The organism is Limnohabitans sp. TEGF003, from assembly GCF_055395455.1.
This window is the reverse complement of the sequence record NZ_AP029225.1, coordinates 224,901-240,652: the sequence shown is the minus strand read 5'-3', so window position 1 is coordinate 240,652 and position 15,752 is coordinate 224,901. Positions and strand designations below refer to the sequence as shown.

Sequence of the window (15,752 nt, the reverse complement as noted above, 5' to 3'; positions counted from 1 at the left end):
CCAAACCCGCAAGGTGCCGGGGGACAAGCTTGTCCCCCATGTGCACAGGGGTGTTGGCAATCCCCCTCAAGTGTGGCTAGACTGTACCTATGAAAATCATCGACTCCATCCTCACCGACGCGGCCAGCATCGCGGCCATTCGCAAAGACATCCACGCCCACCCCGAGCTGTGCTTTCAGGAAGTGCGCACCGCCGACGTGGTGGCCAAGCAGCTGACCGACTGGGGCATCCCCATTCATCGCGGCATGGGCACCACCGGCGTGGTCGGCATCGTGCACGGGCGTGACGGCGGCGCTTGCGGTCGCGGCATTGGTCTGCGCGCCGACATCGATGCCTTGCCGATGCAGGAGTTCAACACCTTCGCCCACGCCAGCAAACATCAGGGCAAGATGCACGCCTGCGGCCACGACGGACACACGGCCATGCTGTTGGCAGCCGCCAAGCATTTCTCCAAACACCGCGACTTTGACGGCACGGTGTATTTGATTTTCCAACCCGCCGAAGAAGGCGGCGGCGGTGCCCGCGAGATGATCAAGGACGGCCTGTTCGACAAGTTCCCCATGCAGGCCGTGTTCGGCATGCACAACTGGCCCGGCGCCCCGGTGGGCACCTTTGCTGTCAGCGCAGGCCCGGTGATGGCGTCGAGCAACGAGTTCAAGATCACCATCCGCGGCAAGGGCAGCCACGCCGCGCTGCCGCACAACGGCATCGACCCGGTGCCTGTGGCCTGCCAAATGGTGCAGGGTTTCCAGACCATCATCACCCGCAACAAAAAGCCCGTGGACGCGGGCGTGATTTCGGTCACCATGATCCACGCGGGCGAAGCCACCAACGTGGTGCCCGATTTTTGCGAACTGCAGGGCACCGTGCGCACCTTCAGCATCGAGGTGCTCGACCTGATCGAGTCCCGCATGAAGCAGGTGGCCGAGTCGATCTGCGCCGCTTTTGACGCGCAATGCGAGTTCGAGTTTGAGCGCAACTACCCGCCCACCATCAACAGCGCCGCCGAGGCCGACTTTGCCCGCCAGGTCATGACCGGCATCGTGGGGGCCGATCAAGTGCTGCACCAGGAGCCCACCATGGGCGCGGAAGACTTCTCGTACATGCTGCAGGCCAAGCCGGGCGCTTATGTGTTCATCAGCAACGGCGATGGCGCGCACCGCGAAATGGGCCACGGCGGCGGACCCTGCACGCTGCACAACCCGAGCTACGACTTCAACGACGACCTGATCCCGCTGGGCGGTACGTATTGGGTGGAATTGGCCACGCAGTGGCTGGCTCAACCCACACAAACTGCTTGAGCGAATCCCTCATGAACGACCTCCAAAGCGGCTTTTCCAAAAGCTACGCCCAAGCGCGTGAGAAGTTCCTGAGCGCCGCCCAAAGCGCTGGCCTGCAGGTGGATTCCAACATTCACCCTTTGCCTGGGCGCGATGGCGAAACCCTGGCCATGGACGTGGTGCTCGACGGTGCGCCCGATGCCAAAGCGCTGCTGGTCATCGGCAGTGCCTGCCACGGCGTGGAAGGCTACTGCGGCTCCGGCGTGCAGATCCATGCCCTGAAAAACCGCGCTTGGCGTGAAGCGGCCCGTGCACGGGGTGTTGCTGTGCTCTACATCCATGCGCTCAACCCCCATGGCTTCTCGCATGTGCGGCGCGTGACCCACGAAAACGTGGACATCAACCGCAACTTCCAGGACTTCTCCAAGCCTCTGCCCGACAACCCGGCCTACCGGGAAATCCAGCCCTTGCTCCTGCCCGAAGTCTGGCCACCCGACGCGGCCAACGCGGCAGCCACCGCCCAGTACATTGCCGAACGCGGCATGAAGGCCTATCAGGCTGCCATCTCCAAAGGGCAGCATGAGTTTCCTGAAGGTCTGTTCTTTGGCGGGAAAGCACCGACCTGGAGCAACCTCACTTTGCGCTCGGTGCTGCAAAAATACGGTCAGTCTTGCCAAAAACTGGCCTGGATCGATCTGCACACAGGCCTGGGCCCCAGTGGCGTTGGCGAGCGCATTTTTGCCTGCGCCGACGATGCAGCGGCCTACCAGCGTGCCAAAGCGTGGTGGGGCCAAGGCATCACCTCGATTTATGACGGCTCCTCCAGCTCACCCATGCTGACGGGACTGATGTGGATGGCGGCCTACCAGGAATGCAGGCAAGCCCAATACACCGGCATCGCCCTGGAATACGGCACACAGCCACCGGACAAGGTGCTGTACGCCTTGCGCGGTGACCACTGGTTGCAAGGGCACCCCGAAGCCCCCGAGGCCTTGAAAAAGCAGATCAAACAAGACCTGATGGACGCGTTTTACGTCGACACCGACGAATGGCGCACCCAGATCGTTGATCAAGCGATGGAAGCGATGCACCAGGCTGTCACGGGTTTGGACACGCCATGAGCACCCCGCGCGTTCTGGTGCTGGGTGGCAGCGGCTTTGTCGGTCGCCATGTGTGTGAGCAACTGAACCGCCTGGGCTGGCAGATCACGGTGCCGACCCGCCGCGCCGTGAATGCGGCCAGCGTGCAAAGCCTGCCCGGTCTTACGGTGATCGAAGCCTCTGTTCACCAGGACGCCGATCTGGCCCGGCTGATGCCCGGTCACGACGCGGTGGTGAACCTGGTGGCCGTGCTGCATGGCAACGAAAAGCGCTTCGAACAGGTGCATGTTCAGTTGCCCGGCAAAATCGCCAGCGCCATGAAAAAAGCGGGCGTGCAACGGCTGGTGCATGTCAGCGCCCTGGGCGCCGACCCGCAAGGCCCTTCGATGTACCAGCGCAGCAAGGCGCGGGGCGAGACGGTCTTGCACAACGCGGGGCTGCAGCTGACGATCTTGCGCCCCAGTGTGATTTTTGGTGCCGAAGACAAATTCCTCAACCTGTTTGCCGATCTGCAGGCCGTGGCCCCCTTCATGCCCTTGGCAGGCAGCGGCACACGTTTTCAGCCCGTGTGGGTGGCTGATGTGGCGCGGGCCGTGGCGGTCTGTCTGCAAAAACCGGACACCATTGGCCAGACTTACGAGCTGTGCGGCCCGGATGTGTTGACGCTGGGCGAGCTGGTCAAAAAGGCTGGCCAGTGGGCGGGCGTGAACCATGGCCGGGGTCGGCCGGTTGTCGGTTTGCCGATGTGGGTGGGCTGGCTGCAAGCTGCGGCCATGGAAATGGCACCCGGCGAGCCGCTGATGAGCCGGGACAACCTGGCTTCGATGAAGGTAGACAACGTGGCCACGGGCCAGCTGCCGGGTCTTTCCGACTTGGGTATCAGCGCAGCATCTGCAGCAGGTGTAGCGCCCAGCTATCTGGGCCACCGCGGGCCACGCAGTCGCTTGAATACTTGGCGGGAACGCGCCGGACGCTGAACCAGCATTCGCGAGCAGGGGCTCGCTCCCACGAAGAGGGCCGCTTGTGGTCCTTATAGGAGGCTCCCGCTTGTGGTCTCTGTGGGAGGTCGCCCCTGCGGCCGAATATCAAAACCGCTCGAAGGTTTGCAAAGCGTTTAAGTGCGGTGAGCCATGCCTTTGAGACCCCCAACCCAGTCCCGTTAACATCTCCTTTCTGCCACGGGAGATAAAACATGATCCAGCTCTACATCGCCAACAAGAACTACTCGTCCTGGTCCATGCGCCCCTGGGTGTTGCTGCGCCAAGCGGGCATTGACTTTGAAGAGGTCTATGTCCGCTTTGACAGCTTCGCGCCCGATTCCCAATTCAAGGCCATGCTCAAAGACGTGAACCCGGTGGGCAAGGTGCCCGTGCTGGTGCACGATGGCCTGGCCGTGTGGGACACCCTGGCGATTGCCGAATACGTGGCCGAGCAGTTCCCTGAAAAGCAGCTGTGGCCGACAGACCGTGCCGCCCGGGCACGCGCGCGCAGCATCTGCGCAGAGATGCACAGCGGCTTTGTCGGCCTGCGCAGCGCCTGTCCCATGAACATCGAAGCACACCTGCCCGAGATCGGCGCTTTGGCCCTGCGCGACAAACCCGCCGTGCGCGCCGACCTGAACCGCATCTGCAGCCTGTGGAGCGGCCTGCTGCAGGAACACGGTGGCCCCATGCTGTTTGGCCCCTTCACCGTGGCCGACGCCTACTTTGCCCCGGTGGTCATGCGCCTGAAAACCTATGCCCTGCCCGTGCCTGCCGATGTGCAGGCCTACATGGACCGCGTGTGCGCCCTGCCCGGCGTGAAGGCCTGGATCGACGAGGCACTGGCCGAGCAGGACTTCATCGACTTTGAAGAGCCTTTCCGGCTCCACCGCTGAAAGCCGCCATGGGTGTTTTTGTCGTCGGCGGTGCGGTGCGCGATGCCTTGATGGGCCAGCGCGTCAACGACCGCGACTGGGTGGTGGTGGGCAGCACGCCCGAAGCCATGACTGCACAAGGCTTTGTGCCTGTGGGCAAGGACTTCCCGGTGTTTTTGCACCCACAGACCCGCGAGGAATACGCCCTGGCCCGCACCGAGCGCAAGACAGCGCGGGGCTACAAAGGCTTTGCGGTGCAGGCCGCGCCCGACGTCACACTCGAAGAAGACCTGGCCCGGCGCGACCTCACGGTGAACGCCATGGCCGTGCCCGAGGCGATGGCCCACCAAGCCCCCTCCACCTGGACAGGTCAGATCGTCGACCCCTACGGCGGTCAGCGCGACCTGCAATCCAAGGTGCTGCGGCATGTCACCGAGGCCTTTGCCGAAGACCCGGTGCGCATCCTGCGGCTGGCACGTTTTGCGGCGCGCTTTGCTGACTTTTCTGTGGCGGGCGACACCCTGGCCTTGATGCGCCAGATGGTCGAAGACGGCGAAGTCGACCACCTGGTGCCCGAGCGTGTCTGGCAGGAACTGGCCAAAGGCCTGATGGCCCCCAAGCCCTCGCGCATGTTCGCGGTGTTGCGCGAATGTGGCGCACTGAAAGTCTTGCTGCCTGAACTGGACCGCCTGTGGGGTGTGCCCCAGCGCCCGGAATACCACCCCGAAATCGACACGGGCGTGCACATGATGTTGGTGATGGACATGAGCGCCCGCCTGAACATGCCGCTGCCCGTACGCGTGGCCTGCCTGATGCACGACCTGGGCAAAGGCACGACACCCGCCGACGTGCTGCCCCGCCACATTGGTCACGAAGGGCGCAGCGTCAAACTCTTGCAAAAGGTGTGCGAGCGCCTGCGCGTGCCCACCGATTGCAAAGAACTGGCCGAGGTGGTGGCACGTGAGCACGGCAACATCCACCGCAGCGCCGAGCTGGGGCCGGAGGCCCTGATGCGCTTGCTGGAGCGTTGTGACGCCATTCGCCAGCCCGAGCGCTTTGCGCGGGTGCTGCAGGCATGCGAATGCGATGCACGAGGACGGCTGGGGTTTGACGATGCGGCTTACCCCCAAGCCGACCGCTTGTTGAAAGCCCAACAGGCCGCGCTCTCCGTCGAAACCGCGCCCATTGCCCAGGCAGCGGCAGCCCAAGGCCTCAAAGGCCCCAAGATTGGTGAGCAAATTGCCAAAGCCCGAATCCAAGCCATCGCGCTGGCATCGCTGTAAGGCTGTCTTTGTAGGAGCGAGCCCCTGCTCGCGAATGCGTGTGATGGCTGTGCAGGCATTCGGCTGCAGGGGCAGCCTCCCACAAAGTCAACACCTCAGCTGGAGGAATCGCTGAACCACCCGTCTGCACTCAAAGGTGCGAACGCGTCCAGTCGGCAATGTCTTGCGCGGTGCGAAACGCACCCGCCTGACGGGCGACTTCTTTGCCGCCGACAAACAAGGCCAGTGTGGGGATGCTGCGGATGTTGAAGCGGGCGGCGATGGCCTGCGCTTCTTCGGTGTTGAGTTTGGCCACCCGCACCTGGGGCTCCAACAGGCCAGCGGCCTGTTCGTAAGCCGGGGCCATCATGCGGCACGGACCGCACCAGGGGGCCCAAAAATCGACCAGCACCGGCACATGGCTGCGGCCAATGTGCTTGTCAAAACTGGCACCTTCCAGCGCCAGTGGGTGACCGTCAAAAAGGGCTTGGTGGCATTGTCCGCAATCGGGGGCGTTGTGCAGATCGGCCACACGCACTCGGTTGGTGGTGTGGCAGTGCGGACAAACAATGTGCAAGGCGTCTGCAGAAGCGGTCATGGATTCCCCTGTGTTGCAATTCACGTGGGGATCATGCTCGGCGATTCAAGAGCCTTGCGCGTTGACTCAGGTCAACGCAAAGAACCAACGCGGGTCAGCGTGTTGGGGGGCGACGAGGTGCCATAGGGGCACGGCCAGCCAGGTGACGGAAGCTGATACGGCCTTTGCTCAGGTCATAAGGCGAGAGTTCGAGCGTCACACGGTCACCCGCCAAAATGCGGATGTGGTTTTTGCGCATCTTGCCGGCCGAATAAGCAATCAGTTGGTGGCCGTTGTCCAGGGTCACGCGAAAACGGGTGTCGGGCAACACCTCGTTGACCACGCCCATCAGTTCAATCAGTTCTTCTTTAGCCATTTAAAACGTCTTTCTCAAAGCAGGATCGGTTTCGTCGTCTGGCGCTCCACCCACAACTTGCCTTCATCGAGGGCGTATTGGCTGGCGGCGGCCGGTGTAGCGAATTCGGGCACAAACCGCATCACGCGGTCGGTGCTGGCGCTGCCGCGGCCACTGGCCACGGACACTTGTGCGCCAAATGCGCCATTGGGCAAAGCCCTGGCGCACGGCTGAATTCGGAATTTTCCCATGGAGATGGGTTGGTGTGAACAATATGAAATGGTCATGTATTTTAACGAAGGGGGTCGAACCGCTTTTTTCGGCCCTCTTGGGGGGCTGTGCGGCGGCACGGGTCTTGGCATGTCCTGCTGCCAAAAAAGCGCCCCCATGAACAGCCCGGAAGGCCTGCCCAACAACAGCACCGTGCAGAGGTGCGTCAAAAAGGAAGCAAAAAAATCGTCTGGGCCCAGCTTGGAAAAGCATGGCGGGCGATGTGCACAGTGGAGGACAAGACTGGCATCCCTCTGCCGGGATGCGCTATCGGCTCGGCTAGAGCGAGATGGGCATAAGTCGCCAATGGCGTGCTGGACTGTAACACGTCCGGGCCTGACCTGCTTGGGCAGGTCTTGCCGCTCACAACCAGCGCGCGATCCCGGCCGCCACCATGCTCAGCAGCAAGGTGCTGGTGATGGGGATGAAAAACTCGCGCCCGAACAGGCGAAAGCGGAAGTCTCCGGGCAGGCGGCCAAAGCCGAGTTTTTGCAGCCATTTTTGCAGGCCGCTGAAAATGATCAGGGCCAGAAACACCACAATGAGCCAGCGCAGCATCGTTTGCCTCGGTGCCGGTTACAGGCGGTGCGAGCGGTCGCCCCGGGCAAAGCCCTGGGCCGACCAGTCGGTGACGGTGGAAAACCCGATCACCTTGAACAACTCGCCCATTTCGTGCTCGTTGACCAGGCGCTGGGCCTGGCTGCGCTCGGCCAAGCTGGCGGCGGCCATGCGCTCAGCCAATCCCAGGTTCAGCAAAAACCAGGCTTGGCTGGTGTAACCCAGAACCTCCAACCCGGCGTTTTGCCCCGCCAGCGCCACCCCGGTGAAGTTGACATGGGCCGTGATGTCTTTTTGGCCCACCGCCACCAGGGGGTTGTCGTCGGCCTGGTGCAGCTGGTGGCACATGACGGTGCCCATGTGGCGCTGGGGATGGAAGTACTCGCCCTCGGGAAAGCCATAGTCGAGGAAAAACGCCGCCCCGCCCCGCCCGGCCAGCAGCCGCTCGGCCAGGCTGGCCACAAAGGCCTCGGCCTGAGGGTGGATTTCGGTCAGGTAATCGTGCTCGCCTTCGATCTCGATGGGCGGGCGCAAGTCGGTGATGCGGTCTTGCCAAGCGAAATCTTCGCCAGAACTGACCACCCCGCGCTCGTGCCACACGCCCTGCGTGCGCTGCAGCAGCTGCACCGGCATGGCGTCCAGCACCTCGTTACCCACCACCACGCCCTCGATGGCCTCGGGCCAGGCGTCTAACCAGCGCACTTTGCCCGCGTGTTGCAGCAAGGTGTCGGCCTGGCGGGCGCGCAACGTGCCTGACAAATCGATGATGGTGTAACGCTTCACGGCGTCACCCAGACTGTCCAGCAACTGCAAGGCCAGGGCTCCGGTGCCTGCGCCGAATTCCCAGACTTCATCCGTGCCCGTGGCGCTCAATGCCTGACCCACCTGCACCGCCAGAGTCTGCCCAAACAGGGGCGACATGCCCGGCGCGGTCACGAAATCGCTGCCCGAAGACGGCATGGCGCCAAACTTTTGCAGGGCGTTGGTGTAGTAGCCCAGGCCTGGCTCGTACAGGGCCATGGCCATGAAACGGTCAAAACCCAGCCAGCCGCCCGCTTGGGCGAGGGCGTGGTGGATGCGCTGGGTCAGCTCGGCGGGGGACTGGAGATTGGGCGAGGTCACGCGGCGATTGTCGCCGAAGGCGTGCAGGGGTTTGCCAGAGCACAGAGAGACGAATTCATGGCTTGGCCGATAATTGATGGTTTCCTTGTAAGGCTGTCATGCCGGACTTGATCCGGCATCCGTGGTTGGCCAGCATGGACCCCAGATCAAATCCGGGGTGACAAACTTCCATAACCACCCCTTCCTGACAGACCATCATCGCTCGAACCACAAGCAGCTCACATTCATGAAAGAAGTTCTGGTCACCGGAGGCGCTCACCGCCTGGGCGCCGAGATCGTCCGCCAATTTGCGGCGGCGGGTTGGCGCGTGTGGTGCCATTACCAACGCTCAGCAACGGCGGCGCAGGCCTTGCAGGCCGCGCTGCGCTCACAAGGGGCGCACGTTGAACTGGTGCAGGCCGACCTGGCACAAAGCACCGACGTCGAACGCATGGTGGCGCACATCACGCAAAGCCATGGGCCGCTGGATTGCCTGGTGAACAACGCCTCGCTCTTCGAGCCGGACGAAGGCACCCAAATGGACCTGCCCGGTGCGCGCCAGCAACTCGAAGTGAATTTGATCGCGCCCATGCTGCTGGCTTCGCTGATGGCCCGGCAAGCCGCGCCAAACGCCCTGCCCGGCCAGCGCAGCGTGGTCCACATCCTGGACCAGAAGGTGTTCAACCTGAACCCGGATTATTTTTCGTACACCGTCTCCAAACTGGCGCTGGAGCGTGCCGTGGCCTTGCAGGCCCAAGCGCTGGCCCCTTTGCGGGTGTGCGGCGTGGCCCCGGGCCTGATGTTTTTGAGCGGCCCGCAAACGCAAGAGAACTTTGACCGCGCCAGCCGGGTAAATCTGCTGCGCGAGCCCATCGACCCGGCGCAGGTGGCGGCGACCTGCCTTTTCTTGGCACAAAACCCCTGCATCACCGGCACCACGGTGTGCGTGGACAACGGGCAGCATCTGGTGCCGCTGGAGCGCGATGTGATGTTCCTCGCCGAGCCGAAAGGTGCTGCATGAGCGACCTGATGACCGATTTGGCGCTGAACTGCCGCCGCCTGTTTTTGCGCAACCACACGGTGGACGTGCGCATCGGCGCACACGACTTCGAAAAGCTCGGCCCCCAGCGCATTGTTTTTAATGTGGAGCTGTTCGTGCCTTACAGCGCGTCCACCCCCAAGCAAGACGATCTGGCCGAGGTGGTGGACTACGACTTCATCCGCGAGGTGATTGCCCGACGTGTGGCCCAGGGCCACATCGTGCTGCAAGAGACTTTGTGCGACGACCTGATGCGCGAGCTGATCGATCACCCTCAGGTGCAGGCGGTGCGCCTGTCGAGCTGCAAACCCGATGTGTACCCGGACTGCGAAGCGGTTGGGGTTGAAATTTTCCAGATCAAACCCGCGCCATGAAAACACCCGCAGGACACCAAACCCTGGAGCTGACCGGTTTGCGCTTTGACGCCAACCTGGGCATCCTCGAACATGAAAAAACCGACCCCCAGCCGATCCAGGTCGATGCCGAGCTCAACCTGGGCACGCAACCCCTGCTGCCCAGCGACGATGACATCAACGCCGTGCTGGACTACCGCAAGGTGCGCAAGATCATCATCGACGAATGCACCGCCGAGCACATCAACCTGCTCGAAACCCTGATCGGCAAGCTCTCGAACCGCCTGATGCAACTGCCGGGCGTGTTGGGTGTGCGCGTCAAGATTGCCAAACTTGAAATTTTTGAAGACTGCGAAGTGGCCATTCGCATGGAAACCGGACAGTGGTGAACCCCATGAACACAGCAACTGAAAACACCTGGGTCGATGCCGAAGCGGCCGACGCCGCCAAAGCCGCCAAGATCGAACGCGAAACCCACAAGCTTGAAAAACGCCTGTGCCGCCAGATGGGCCAGGCGATTTCCGACTTCAACCTGATCGAGGCGGGCGACCGCATCATGGTCTGCATGTCGGGCGGCAAAGACAGCTACGGCATGCTGGACATCCTGCTCAAGATGAAGGCCCGCGCCCCGGTCGATTTTGAGCTGGTGGCGGTCAACCTGGACCAAAAGCAGCCGGGTTTCCCGGACCACATCCTGCCCGCTTACCTGAAAGAACTGGGGGTGGAGTTCCACATCGAGACACAAGACACCTACTCGATCGTGAAGGACAAGATCCCCGAAGGCAAGACCATGTGCAGCCTGTGCTCGCGGCTGCGCCGGGGCATTTTGTACCGCGTGGCGCGTGAGCTCAAATGCAACAAGCTGGCGCTGGGTCACCACCGCGACGACATGCTGCAGACCTTCTTTTTGAACATGTTCTTTGGCGGCAAGCTCAAGGGCATGCCCCCGAAGCTGGTCAGCGACAACGGCGAGTTCATGGTGATCCGCCCACTGGCCTATGTGGCCGAGTCCGACTTGATCCGTTGGGCAGAGCACCGACAGTTCCCCATCATCCCGTGCACCCTGTGTGGCAGCCAGGAAAACCTGCAACGCCTGCAGGTGGGCAACATGCTGCGCGAGTGGCAAAAAAAGTACCCTGGCCGGATTGAAAACATGTTTGCAGCTTTGCAAAATGTGGTGCCTTCGCATTTGATGGACCCCAAACTGCACGGCTTCAAGGACCTGAAGATCACTGGCATCGAATCGGATGAAGGCGACAAGGCATTTGACGAGGAAGAGTTCAAAGAGCCGTCTTTGCCGGGCATTCAGGTCATCTCGATGTGAACCTCAAGGGGACAGCGCATGCGCACAGCAACTCGTCAGCTCACACGGTGGTTTTCGATGGCCTTGGCCGCCTTGGCTTTGACCGGGTTGACGGGCTGCGCCTCCATGCGCCTGATCGACAGCGATGTGGTGTCCGTGGCGGCGGTGCCGCCGGGCATGAGTTTGCAAGGCGCCAAATACCGTTTTGAACGCCTGCCCTCCCAAGTCAACAACCCCGAGGCCGGACTGGCTGAACAACAAGCTCAGGCCGCCATGACCGCCGTGGGCCTGGTGCGCGACGACGCTGCAGCCAGCCTGAGCGTGATGGTGGGCTTCAGCGGCACGCAGTACCTGGCCGACCCCTGGGGCCGCCCGATCGGGCCGGGCTGGTCGCCTTACGGCAGCGTGGCCATCGGATCGGGCTTTGGCTCGCACATCGGCCTGGGTGTGGGCATGCGCTTTCCGCCACCCACGCATTACCGCCGCGAGGTCAGCCTCATCATGCGTGACCTGAAATCAGGTCAGGTGGTCTATGAAACCCGCGCCAGCCACACCGGACCTTGGAGCGACAGCGTGCCGATTTTTGCCACCCTGTTCCAGGCCGCGCTGGCCAATTTCCCCCATCCACCGCTTGGCCCGCGTCGGGTCAACATCGAGCTGCCGCGCTGAGACCCAAGGACCGCATGGAACCGACCCGCATTCTGGCCATTCGCCATGGAGAGACCGCCTGGAACGTCGACACCCGCCTGCAAGGCCATCTGGACATCCCGCTGAATGACGAAGGCCTGCGCCAGGCCCAGCATTTGGCGCAGGCCCTGGTGCAAAGGGATGCCATCGATGCGATTTACGCGAGTGACCTCTCGCGCGCCCACACCACCGCCTTGGCGATTGCGCAGCGGCTTGGCCAAACCGTGAAAACGCACACCGGCCTGCGCGAACGCCATTTCGGCGCGTTTCAAGGCCGCACCTTTGCCGAGATCGAAGTCGAACTGCCCGAACACGCCTGGCACTGGCGCAAGCGCACGCCCGACTGGACGCCACCAGACGGCGGTGAGTCCTTGATCGCCTTGCGCGAACGGATTGTGACCACCGTGGATGAGCTGGCAGCCCAGCACCCCGGCCAGCAAATCGTGATGGTCGCGCACGGCGGCGTGCTGGACATCCTGTACCGCGCTGCTACCCGGCTGGACCTGCAAGCGCCGCGCACCTGGCAACTGACCAACACGGCTGTAAACCGGCTGCTGTGGACACCGCAAGGCCTGTCGCTGGTGGGCTGGGGGGACACCTCGCACCTGGAAGCGCTGGGCAAGGACGAGACGACCGCCTGAATTGGCGAGGGCTCACACCCACCAACATGCAAACCTCTTGACGCTGTGGGAGGCCGCCCCTGCGGCCGAATGAGGGCTCTCGCTCAACGGCGATTCGCGAGCCGGGGCTCGCTCCCACAAAGACACAACAGCTTCGGTCTTTAAATCCGTTCGCCAAACGACTTGGGCGGCGTCACACCCAAATGCCTGAAAGCCGCCAGCGTGGCCATGCGCCCGCGCGGGGTGCGCTGCAAATAGCCTTGCTGAATCAAATACGGCTCGATCACGTCTTCGATCGTGTCGCGCTCCTCGCCAATGCTGGCCGCAATGTTGTCCAGACCCACCGGACCGCCGTCGAAGCGGTGAATTACCGCTTCAAGCAACTTGCGGTCCATCAGGTCGAAGCCTTCCGGGTCCACGTCCAGCATGACCAGGGCTTTTTGCGCGATGCCTTTGTGGATGGTGCCGTCGCCCTTCACATCGGCATAGTCACGTACCCGGCGCAGCAGGCGGTTGGCAATGCGCGGCGTGCCGCGTGAGCGGCGGGCAATCTCGAACGAACCTTCCGGTTCAATCGGCGCCTTGAGCAAACCGGCACTCCGGGTCACGATGCGGGTCAGCTCTTCGGGCGTGTAGAACTCCAAGCGCGACACGATGCCAAAGCGGTCGCGCAAAGGGTTGGTGAGCATGCCCGCCCGGGTGGTCGCGCCCACCAGCGTGAAGGGCTGCAGGTCGAGCTTGATGCTGCGGGCCGCCGGGCCCTCGCCGATCATGATGTCGATCTGGTAGTCCTCCAGCGCGGGGTACAAAATTTCTTCGACCACAGGCGAGAGGCGGTGGATCTCGTCGATGAAGAGCACATCGTTGCGCTCCAGATTGGTCAGCAACGCCGCCAAATCTTTGGGTTTTTCGAGCACCGGGCCGCTGGTCTGGCGCAGGTTCACGCCCAGCTCGGCTGCGATGATGTGGCTCAGCGTGGTCTTGCCCAAGCCAGGCGGGCCAAACAGCAGCACATGGTCCAGCGGCTCTTCGCGCATCTTGGCCGCGCTGATGAAAATCTCCAGCTGCTCACGCACCTTGACCTGCCCGACATATTCGTCAAGCAGCTTGGGGCGCAAGGCCCGCTCGATCGCTTCTTCCTGGTGCGACACGGGGGCCGCCGAAATGACCCGAGGCTCGGGTTGGGGGGCGAAATCGTCGGTGCGGATGCTCATGGCTCAGTTCATTTTCATTTGTTCAGGGCTTTGAGCGCCAGCTTGATGCCTTCGCTCACACCCACGTCCACGGGCAAGCTCTTGAGGGCCGCGGCGGCCTCCTTGTCGCTGTAGCCCAGCGCCAGCAAGGCCTGCTGGATATCGCTTTGCGCGTCGGGGGTATTCACCGCAAACAGGCCCCCGATGTCGCCACCGAGTTTGCCTTTGAGCTCCAGCAAAAGACGCTCTGCGGTTTTCTTGCCGATGCCGGGCACCTTGACCAAGCGCCCGACCTCTTGCGTGGTGATGGCCTGCGCCAAGTCGGTCACGCTCATGCCCGACAGCACACTCAAAGCGGTGCGAGGGCCGACGCCGGAGATTTTGATGAGCTGGCGAAAGGCCTCGCGCTCGCTCAAGGTGGCAAAGCCGTACAGGATTTGCGCGTCTTCGCGGACCACAAAGTGCGTGACCAGACTGACTTTTTCGCCCGTGGCGGGCAAATTGTAGAAAGTGCTCATCGGCACATTGACCTCATAGCCCACGCCGTGGCAGTCCACCACCACCTCGGGGGGGTTCTTGTCGCTCAGGATGCCAGTGAGTTTGCCAATCATGGAGAGGGTGCCTTCAAATGCCTATCATGGGGGAAAATGCACGGTTTTTGACCACTCGTCACCGCGCCCATTCAGGATTATCAACTTGATCGTCAGACACACCTTCACGCCGCACAACAACACCCGCCTGTCGCACCTGTGCGGCCCCATGGACGCGCACCTGCGCACCATCGAAGCAGGCCTGCAGGTGAGCATCGCGCACCGCCATGAACAGTTCAAGGTGGACGGCCCCAAGGCCGTGGCCCTGCGGGCGATGGAGATTTTGCAAGCGATCTACGAACGCGCCGACCGCCCGATTGCGCCCGACATGGTGCAGCTCATGCTGGTGGGCGACAGCGGGGGCGAGGAAGCCGACCTGCCCGCCTTGCAAACCCGCCGCGCCGACCTGAAGGCCCGCACCCCGGTGCAGGCGGCGTATCTGGAAAGCATCGCCACACACGACATCACCTTCGGCATCGGCCCTGCAGGCACGGGCAAGACCTACCTGGCCGTGGCCTGCGCGGTGGACGCGCTGGAGCGCGCCAGCGTGCAGCGCATTGTGCTCACGCGCCCGGCGGTGGAAGCGGGCGAGCGACTGGGCTTTTTGCCGGGCGACCTGTCACAAAAAGTCGATCCGTATTTGCGCCCGCTTTACGACGCGCTGTACGACCTGATGGGCTACGACAAAGTGCAAAAAGCCTTTGAGCGCAACGCGATCGAAATCGCGCCGCTGGCCTTCATGCGCGGGCGCACGCTGAACAACGCCTTCGTGATCCTGGACGAAGCGCAGAACACCAGCACCGAGCAAATGAAGATGTTCCTGACCCGCATCGGCTTTGGCGCCAAAGCCGTGGTCACGGGCGATGTGAGCCAGATCGACTTGCCCAAGGGCCAGTTGAGCGGTCTGATCGACGCCGAGCGGGTTTTGAAGCGCGTCAAGGGCATCGCCTTCACGCGGTTTTCGAGTGCCGACGTGGTGCGCCACCCCCTGGTGGCCCGCATTGTGGACGCGTACGACGCACAAGGCAGCGCCGCCATGCGTGCCGGTGTCACCACCCGCCGCAAGCCTTTGCCCACCGACGATTGACACCACCAAATCTCATCCCATGGCCCTCCAACAACTCCAACTGTCCCTGCAATTTGGCGAGTTCCCTCACAAAGCCCGCCACCGCGCCGCCCTGCCCCGCCACGCGGTGGCCCGCGCCATTCGCCATGCTCTGACCGATGACGCCGAAATCACGGTGCGCATCGTGGGTGAAGAAGAAGGCCGCGAGCTGAACAAGAGTTACCGCAAGAAGGACTACGCCACCAATGTGCTGACGTTCGACTATGCGCAAGAACCGGTGGTGATGGCCGACTTGGTGCTGTGCGCCCCAGTGGTCGCGCGCGAGGCCAAGGAGCAAGGCAAGACGCTGGCGGCGCATTACGCGCATTTGCTGGTGCACGGCACTTTGCATGCCCAGGGCTGGGACCATGAGACCAGCGAGGCCGATGCCGAAGAGATGGAGGCCTACGAAATTGACATCCTGGCCGAGTTGGGGATCAAGAATCCTTATCGGTGACTGGGTGAGGTGTCGGTTTGGGCAGGGCCGGGTTCCTCATGACGGGG

General features: G+C 62.7%; 20 protein-coding genes. 13 read left to right on the top strand and 7 right to left on the bottom strand.

What is annotated here, in order from left to right; translation table 11 throughout:
* Positions 1-89: 89 nt before the first annotated feature.
* The 5 genes from ACZ5RT_RS01230 (at position 90) to ACZ5RT_RS01210 (ending at position 5,518) form a co-directional block, all read left to right on the top strand.
* Positions 90-1,301, top strand: coding sequence for a M20 aminoacylase family protein (locus ACZ5RT_RS01230; RefSeq protein ID WP_464453261.1), 1,212 nt, complete (start codon positions 90-92; stop codon positions 1,299-1,301).
* Positions 1,302-1,312: 11 nt separating this feature from the next.
* Positions 1,313-2,401 carry a M14 family metallopeptidase gene (locus ACZ5RT_RS01225; RefSeq protein WP_464453260.1) on the top strand — a complete coding sequence of 363 codons (1,089 nt, stop codon included), beginning with the start codon at positions 1,313-1,315 and terminating at the stop codon, positions 2,399-2,401.
* Positions 2,398-3,357 carry a complex I NDUFA9 subunit family protein gene (locus ACZ5RT_RS01220; RefSeq protein ID WP_464453259.1) on the top strand — a complete coding sequence of 320 codons (960 nt, stop codon included), beginning with the start codon at positions 2,398-2,400 and terminating at the stop codon, positions 3,355-3,357. Before ACZ5RT_RS01225 ends, ACZ5RT_RS01220 begins: the two co-directional genes overlap by 4 nt.
* A gap of 215 nt (positions 3,358-3,572) precedes the next feature.
* Positions 3,573-4,256, top strand: coding sequence for a glutathione S-transferase family protein (locus ACZ5RT_RS01215; protein ID WP_464453258.1), 684 nt, complete (start codon positions 3,573-3,575; stop codon positions 4,254-4,256).
* Between the two features lie 8 nt (positions 4,257-4,264).
* A complete protein-coding gene (locus ACZ5RT_RS01210) occupies positions 4,265-5,518 on the top strand; it encodes a multifunctional CCA addition/repair protein (RefSeq protein WP_464453257.1) in 1,254 nt (417 codons plus the stop codon).
* A gap of 130 nt (positions 5,519-5,648) precedes the next feature.
* Here ACZ5RT_RS01210 and trxC read toward each other — a convergent pair whose 3' ends face one another.
* The 5 genes from trxC to ACZ5RT_RS01185 form a co-directional block, all read right to left on the bottom strand.
* A complete protein-coding gene (trxC, locus tag ACZ5RT_RS01205; protein WP_108428548.1) occupies positions 5,649-6,095 on the bottom strand; it encodes a thioredoxin TrxC in 447 nt (148 codons plus the stop codon).
* 94 nt (positions 6,096-6,189) lie between these two features.
* A complete protein-coding gene (infA, locus tag ACZ5RT_RS01200; protein ID WP_108428547.1) occupies positions 6,190-6,450 on the bottom strand; it encodes a translation initiation factor IF-1 in 261 nt (86 codons plus the stop codon).
* 14 nt (positions 6,451-6,464) lie between these two features.
* The gene (locus tag ACZ5RT_RS01195) at positions 6,465-6,680 is read right to left on the bottom strand and encodes a hypothetical protein (RefSeq protein WP_233249603.1); all 216 of its coding nucleotides are present in this window, start codon (positions 6,678-6,680) and stop codon (positions 6,465-6,467) included.
* Between the two features lie 382 nt (positions 6,681-7,062).
* A complete protein-coding gene (locus ACZ5RT_RS01190; RefSeq protein WP_416559560.1) occupies positions 7,063-7,257 on the bottom strand; it encodes a DUF2905 domain-containing protein in 195 nt (64 codons plus the stop codon).
* A gap of 18 nt (positions 7,258-7,275) precedes the next feature.
* Positions 7,276-8,379, bottom strand: a complete 1,104-nt coding sequence (locus tag ACZ5RT_RS01185) for a class I SAM-dependent methyltransferase (RefSeq protein ID WP_464453256.1) — start codon at positions 8,377-8,379, stop codon at positions 7,276-7,278.
* Between the two features lie 226 nt (positions 8,380-8,605).
* Here ACZ5RT_RS01185 and ACZ5RT_RS01180 point away from each other — a divergent pair, with 226 nt between their 5' ends.
* Genes ACZ5RT_RS01180 through ACZ5RT_RS01155 form a run of 6 tightly spaced genes read left to right on the top strand, consistent with a single transcriptional unit; the run spans position 8,606 to position 12,381 of the window.
* Positions 8,606-9,379, top strand: a complete 774-nt coding sequence (locus ACZ5RT_RS01180) for an SDR family oxidoreductase (RefSeq protein ID WP_464453255.1) — start codon at positions 8,606-8,608, stop codon at positions 9,377-9,379.
* A complete protein-coding gene (locus ACZ5RT_RS01175) occupies positions 9,376-9,771 on the top strand; it encodes a dihydroneopterin aldolase (RefSeq protein WP_464453254.1) in 396 nt (131 codons plus the stop codon). The genes ACZ5RT_RS01180 and ACZ5RT_RS01175 overlap by 4 nt, the downstream gene beginning before the upstream one ends.
* Positions 9,768-10,139 carry a dihydroneopterin aldolase gene (locus ACZ5RT_RS01170; RefSeq protein WP_191818099.1) on the top strand — a complete coding sequence of 124 codons (372 nt, stop codon included), beginning with the start codon at positions 9,768-9,770 and terminating at the stop codon, positions 10,137-10,139. The genes ACZ5RT_RS01175 and ACZ5RT_RS01170 overlap by 4 nt, the downstream gene beginning before the upstream one ends.
* A gap of 5 nt (positions 10,140-10,144) precedes the next feature.
* Entirely contained in the window at positions 10,145-11,074 is a 930-nt protein-coding gene (gene ttcA, locus ACZ5RT_RS01165; protein ID WP_291928136.1) for a tRNA 2-thiocytidine(32) synthetase TtcA, read from the top strand.
* Positions 11,075-11,092: 18 nt separating this feature from the next.
* Entirely contained in the window at positions 11,093-11,722 is a 630-nt protein-coding gene (locus ACZ5RT_RS01160; RefSeq protein ID WP_464453253.1) for a DUF4136 domain-containing protein, read from the top strand.
* A 14-nt stretch (positions 11,723-11,736) separates the two neighbouring features.
* Complete coding sequence (locus ACZ5RT_RS01155) at positions 11,737-12,381, top strand: histidine phosphatase family protein (protein ID WP_464453252.1); 645 nt, start codon at positions 11,737-11,739, stop codon at positions 12,379-12,381.
* 140 nt (positions 12,382-12,521) lie between these two features.
* On the opposite strand, the gene ruvB is transcribed toward ACZ5RT_RS01155, so the two are convergent.
* The gene (ruvB, locus tag ACZ5RT_RS01150; protein WP_291928146.1) at positions 12,522-13,574 is read right to left on the bottom strand and encodes a Holliday junction branch migration DNA helicase RuvB; all 1,053 of its coding nucleotides are present in this window, start codon (positions 13,572-13,574) and stop codon (positions 12,522-12,524) included.
* Positions 13,575-13,588: 14 nt separating this feature from the next.
* Positions 13,589-14,164: a Holliday junction branch migration protein RuvA gene (gene ruvA / locus ACZ5RT_RS01145; protein WP_291928149.1), complete on the bottom strand. Its 576-nt coding sequence runs from the start codon at positions 14,162-14,164 to the stop codon at positions 13,589-13,591.
* 85 nt (positions 14,165-14,249) lie between these two features.
* Here ruvA and ACZ5RT_RS01140 point away from each other — a divergent pair, with 85 nt between their 5' ends.
* Entirely contained in the window at positions 14,250-15,230 is a 981-nt protein-coding gene (locus ACZ5RT_RS01140; RefSeq protein WP_291928152.1) for a PhoH family protein, read from the top strand.
* A 19-nt stretch (positions 15,231-15,249) separates the two neighbouring features.
* Positions 15,250-15,705 carry an rRNA maturation RNase YbeY gene (gene ybeY / locus ACZ5RT_RS01135; RefSeq protein WP_464453251.1) on the top strand — a complete coding sequence of 152 codons (456 nt, stop codon included), beginning with the start codon at positions 15,250-15,252 and terminating at the stop codon, positions 15,703-15,705.
* The last annotated feature ends 47 nt before the right edge of the window (positions 15,706-15,752 follow it).

Excerpts from the sequence above, each read along its gene's own strand:
- ACZ5RT_RS01230 (WP_464453261.1), top strand. The coding sequence starts at position 90 with ATGAAAATCATCGACTCCATCCTCACCGACGCGGCCAGCATCGCGGCC.
- ACZ5RT_RS01225 (WP_464453260.1), top strand. The coding sequence starts at position 1,313 with ATGAACGACCTCCAAAGCGGCTTTTCCAAAAGCTACGCCCAAGCGCGT.
- ACZ5RT_RS01220 (WP_464453259.1), top strand. The coding sequence starts at position 2,398 with ATGAGCACCCCGCGCGTTCTGGTGCTGGGTGGCAGCGGCTTTGTCGGT.
- ACZ5RT_RS01215 (WP_464453258.1), top strand. The coding sequence starts at position 3,573 with ATGATCCAGCTCTACATCGCCAACAAGAACTACTCGTCCTGGTCCATG.
- ACZ5RT_RS01210 (WP_464453257.1), top strand. The coding sequence starts at position 4,265 with ATGGGTGTTTTTGTCGTCGGCGGTGCGGTGCGCGATGCCTTGATGGGC.
- trxC (WP_108428548.1), bottom strand. The coding sequence starts at position 6,095 with ATGACCGCTTCTGCAGACGCCTTGCACATTGTTTGTCCGCACTGCCAC.
- infA (WP_108428547.1), bottom strand. The coding sequence starts at position 6,450 with ATGGCTAAAGAAGAACTGATTGAACTGATGGGCGTGGTCAACGAGGTG.
- ACZ5RT_RS01195 (WP_233249603.1), bottom strand. The coding sequence starts at position 6,680 with ATGGGAAAATTCCGAATTCAGCCGTGCGCCAGGGCTTTGCCCAATGGC.
- ACZ5RT_RS01190 (WP_416559560.1), bottom strand. The coding sequence starts at position 7,257 with ATGCTGCGCTGGCTCATTGTGGTGTTTCTGGCCCTGATCATTTTCAGC.
- ACZ5RT_RS01180 (WP_464453255.1), top strand. The coding sequence starts at position 8,606 with ATGAAAGAAGTTCTGGTCACCGGAGGCGCTCACCGCCTGGGCGCCGAG.
- ACZ5RT_RS01175 (WP_464453254.1), top strand. The coding sequence starts at position 9,376 with ATGAGCGACCTGATGACCGATTTGGCGCTGAACTGCCGCCGCCTGTTT.
- ACZ5RT_RS01170 (WP_191818099.1), top strand. The coding sequence starts at position 9,768 with ATGAAAACACCCGCAGGACACCAAACCCTGGAGCTGACCGGTTTGCGC.
- ttcA (WP_291928136.1), top strand. The coding sequence starts at position 10,145 with ATGAACACAGCAACTGAAAACACCTGGGTCGATGCCGAAGCGGCCGAC.
- ACZ5RT_RS01160 (WP_464453253.1), top strand. The coding sequence starts at position 11,093 with ATGCGCACAGCAACTCGTCAGCTCACACGGTGGTTTTCGATGGCCTTG.
- ACZ5RT_RS01155 (WP_464453252.1), top strand. The coding sequence starts at position 11,737 with ATGGAACCGACCCGCATTCTGGCCATTCGCCATGGAGAGACCGCCTGG.
- ruvB (WP_291928146.1), bottom strand. The coding sequence starts at position 13,574 with ATGAGCATCCGCACCGACGATTTCGCCCCCCAACCCGAGCCTCGGGTC.
- ruvA (WP_291928149.1), bottom strand. The coding sequence starts at position 14,164 with ATGATTGGCAAACTCACTGGCATCCTGAGCGACAAGAACCCCCCCGAG.
- ybeY (WP_464453251.1), top strand. The coding sequence starts at position 15,250 with ATGGCCCTCCAACAACTCCAACTGTCCCTGCAATTTGGCGAGTTCCCT.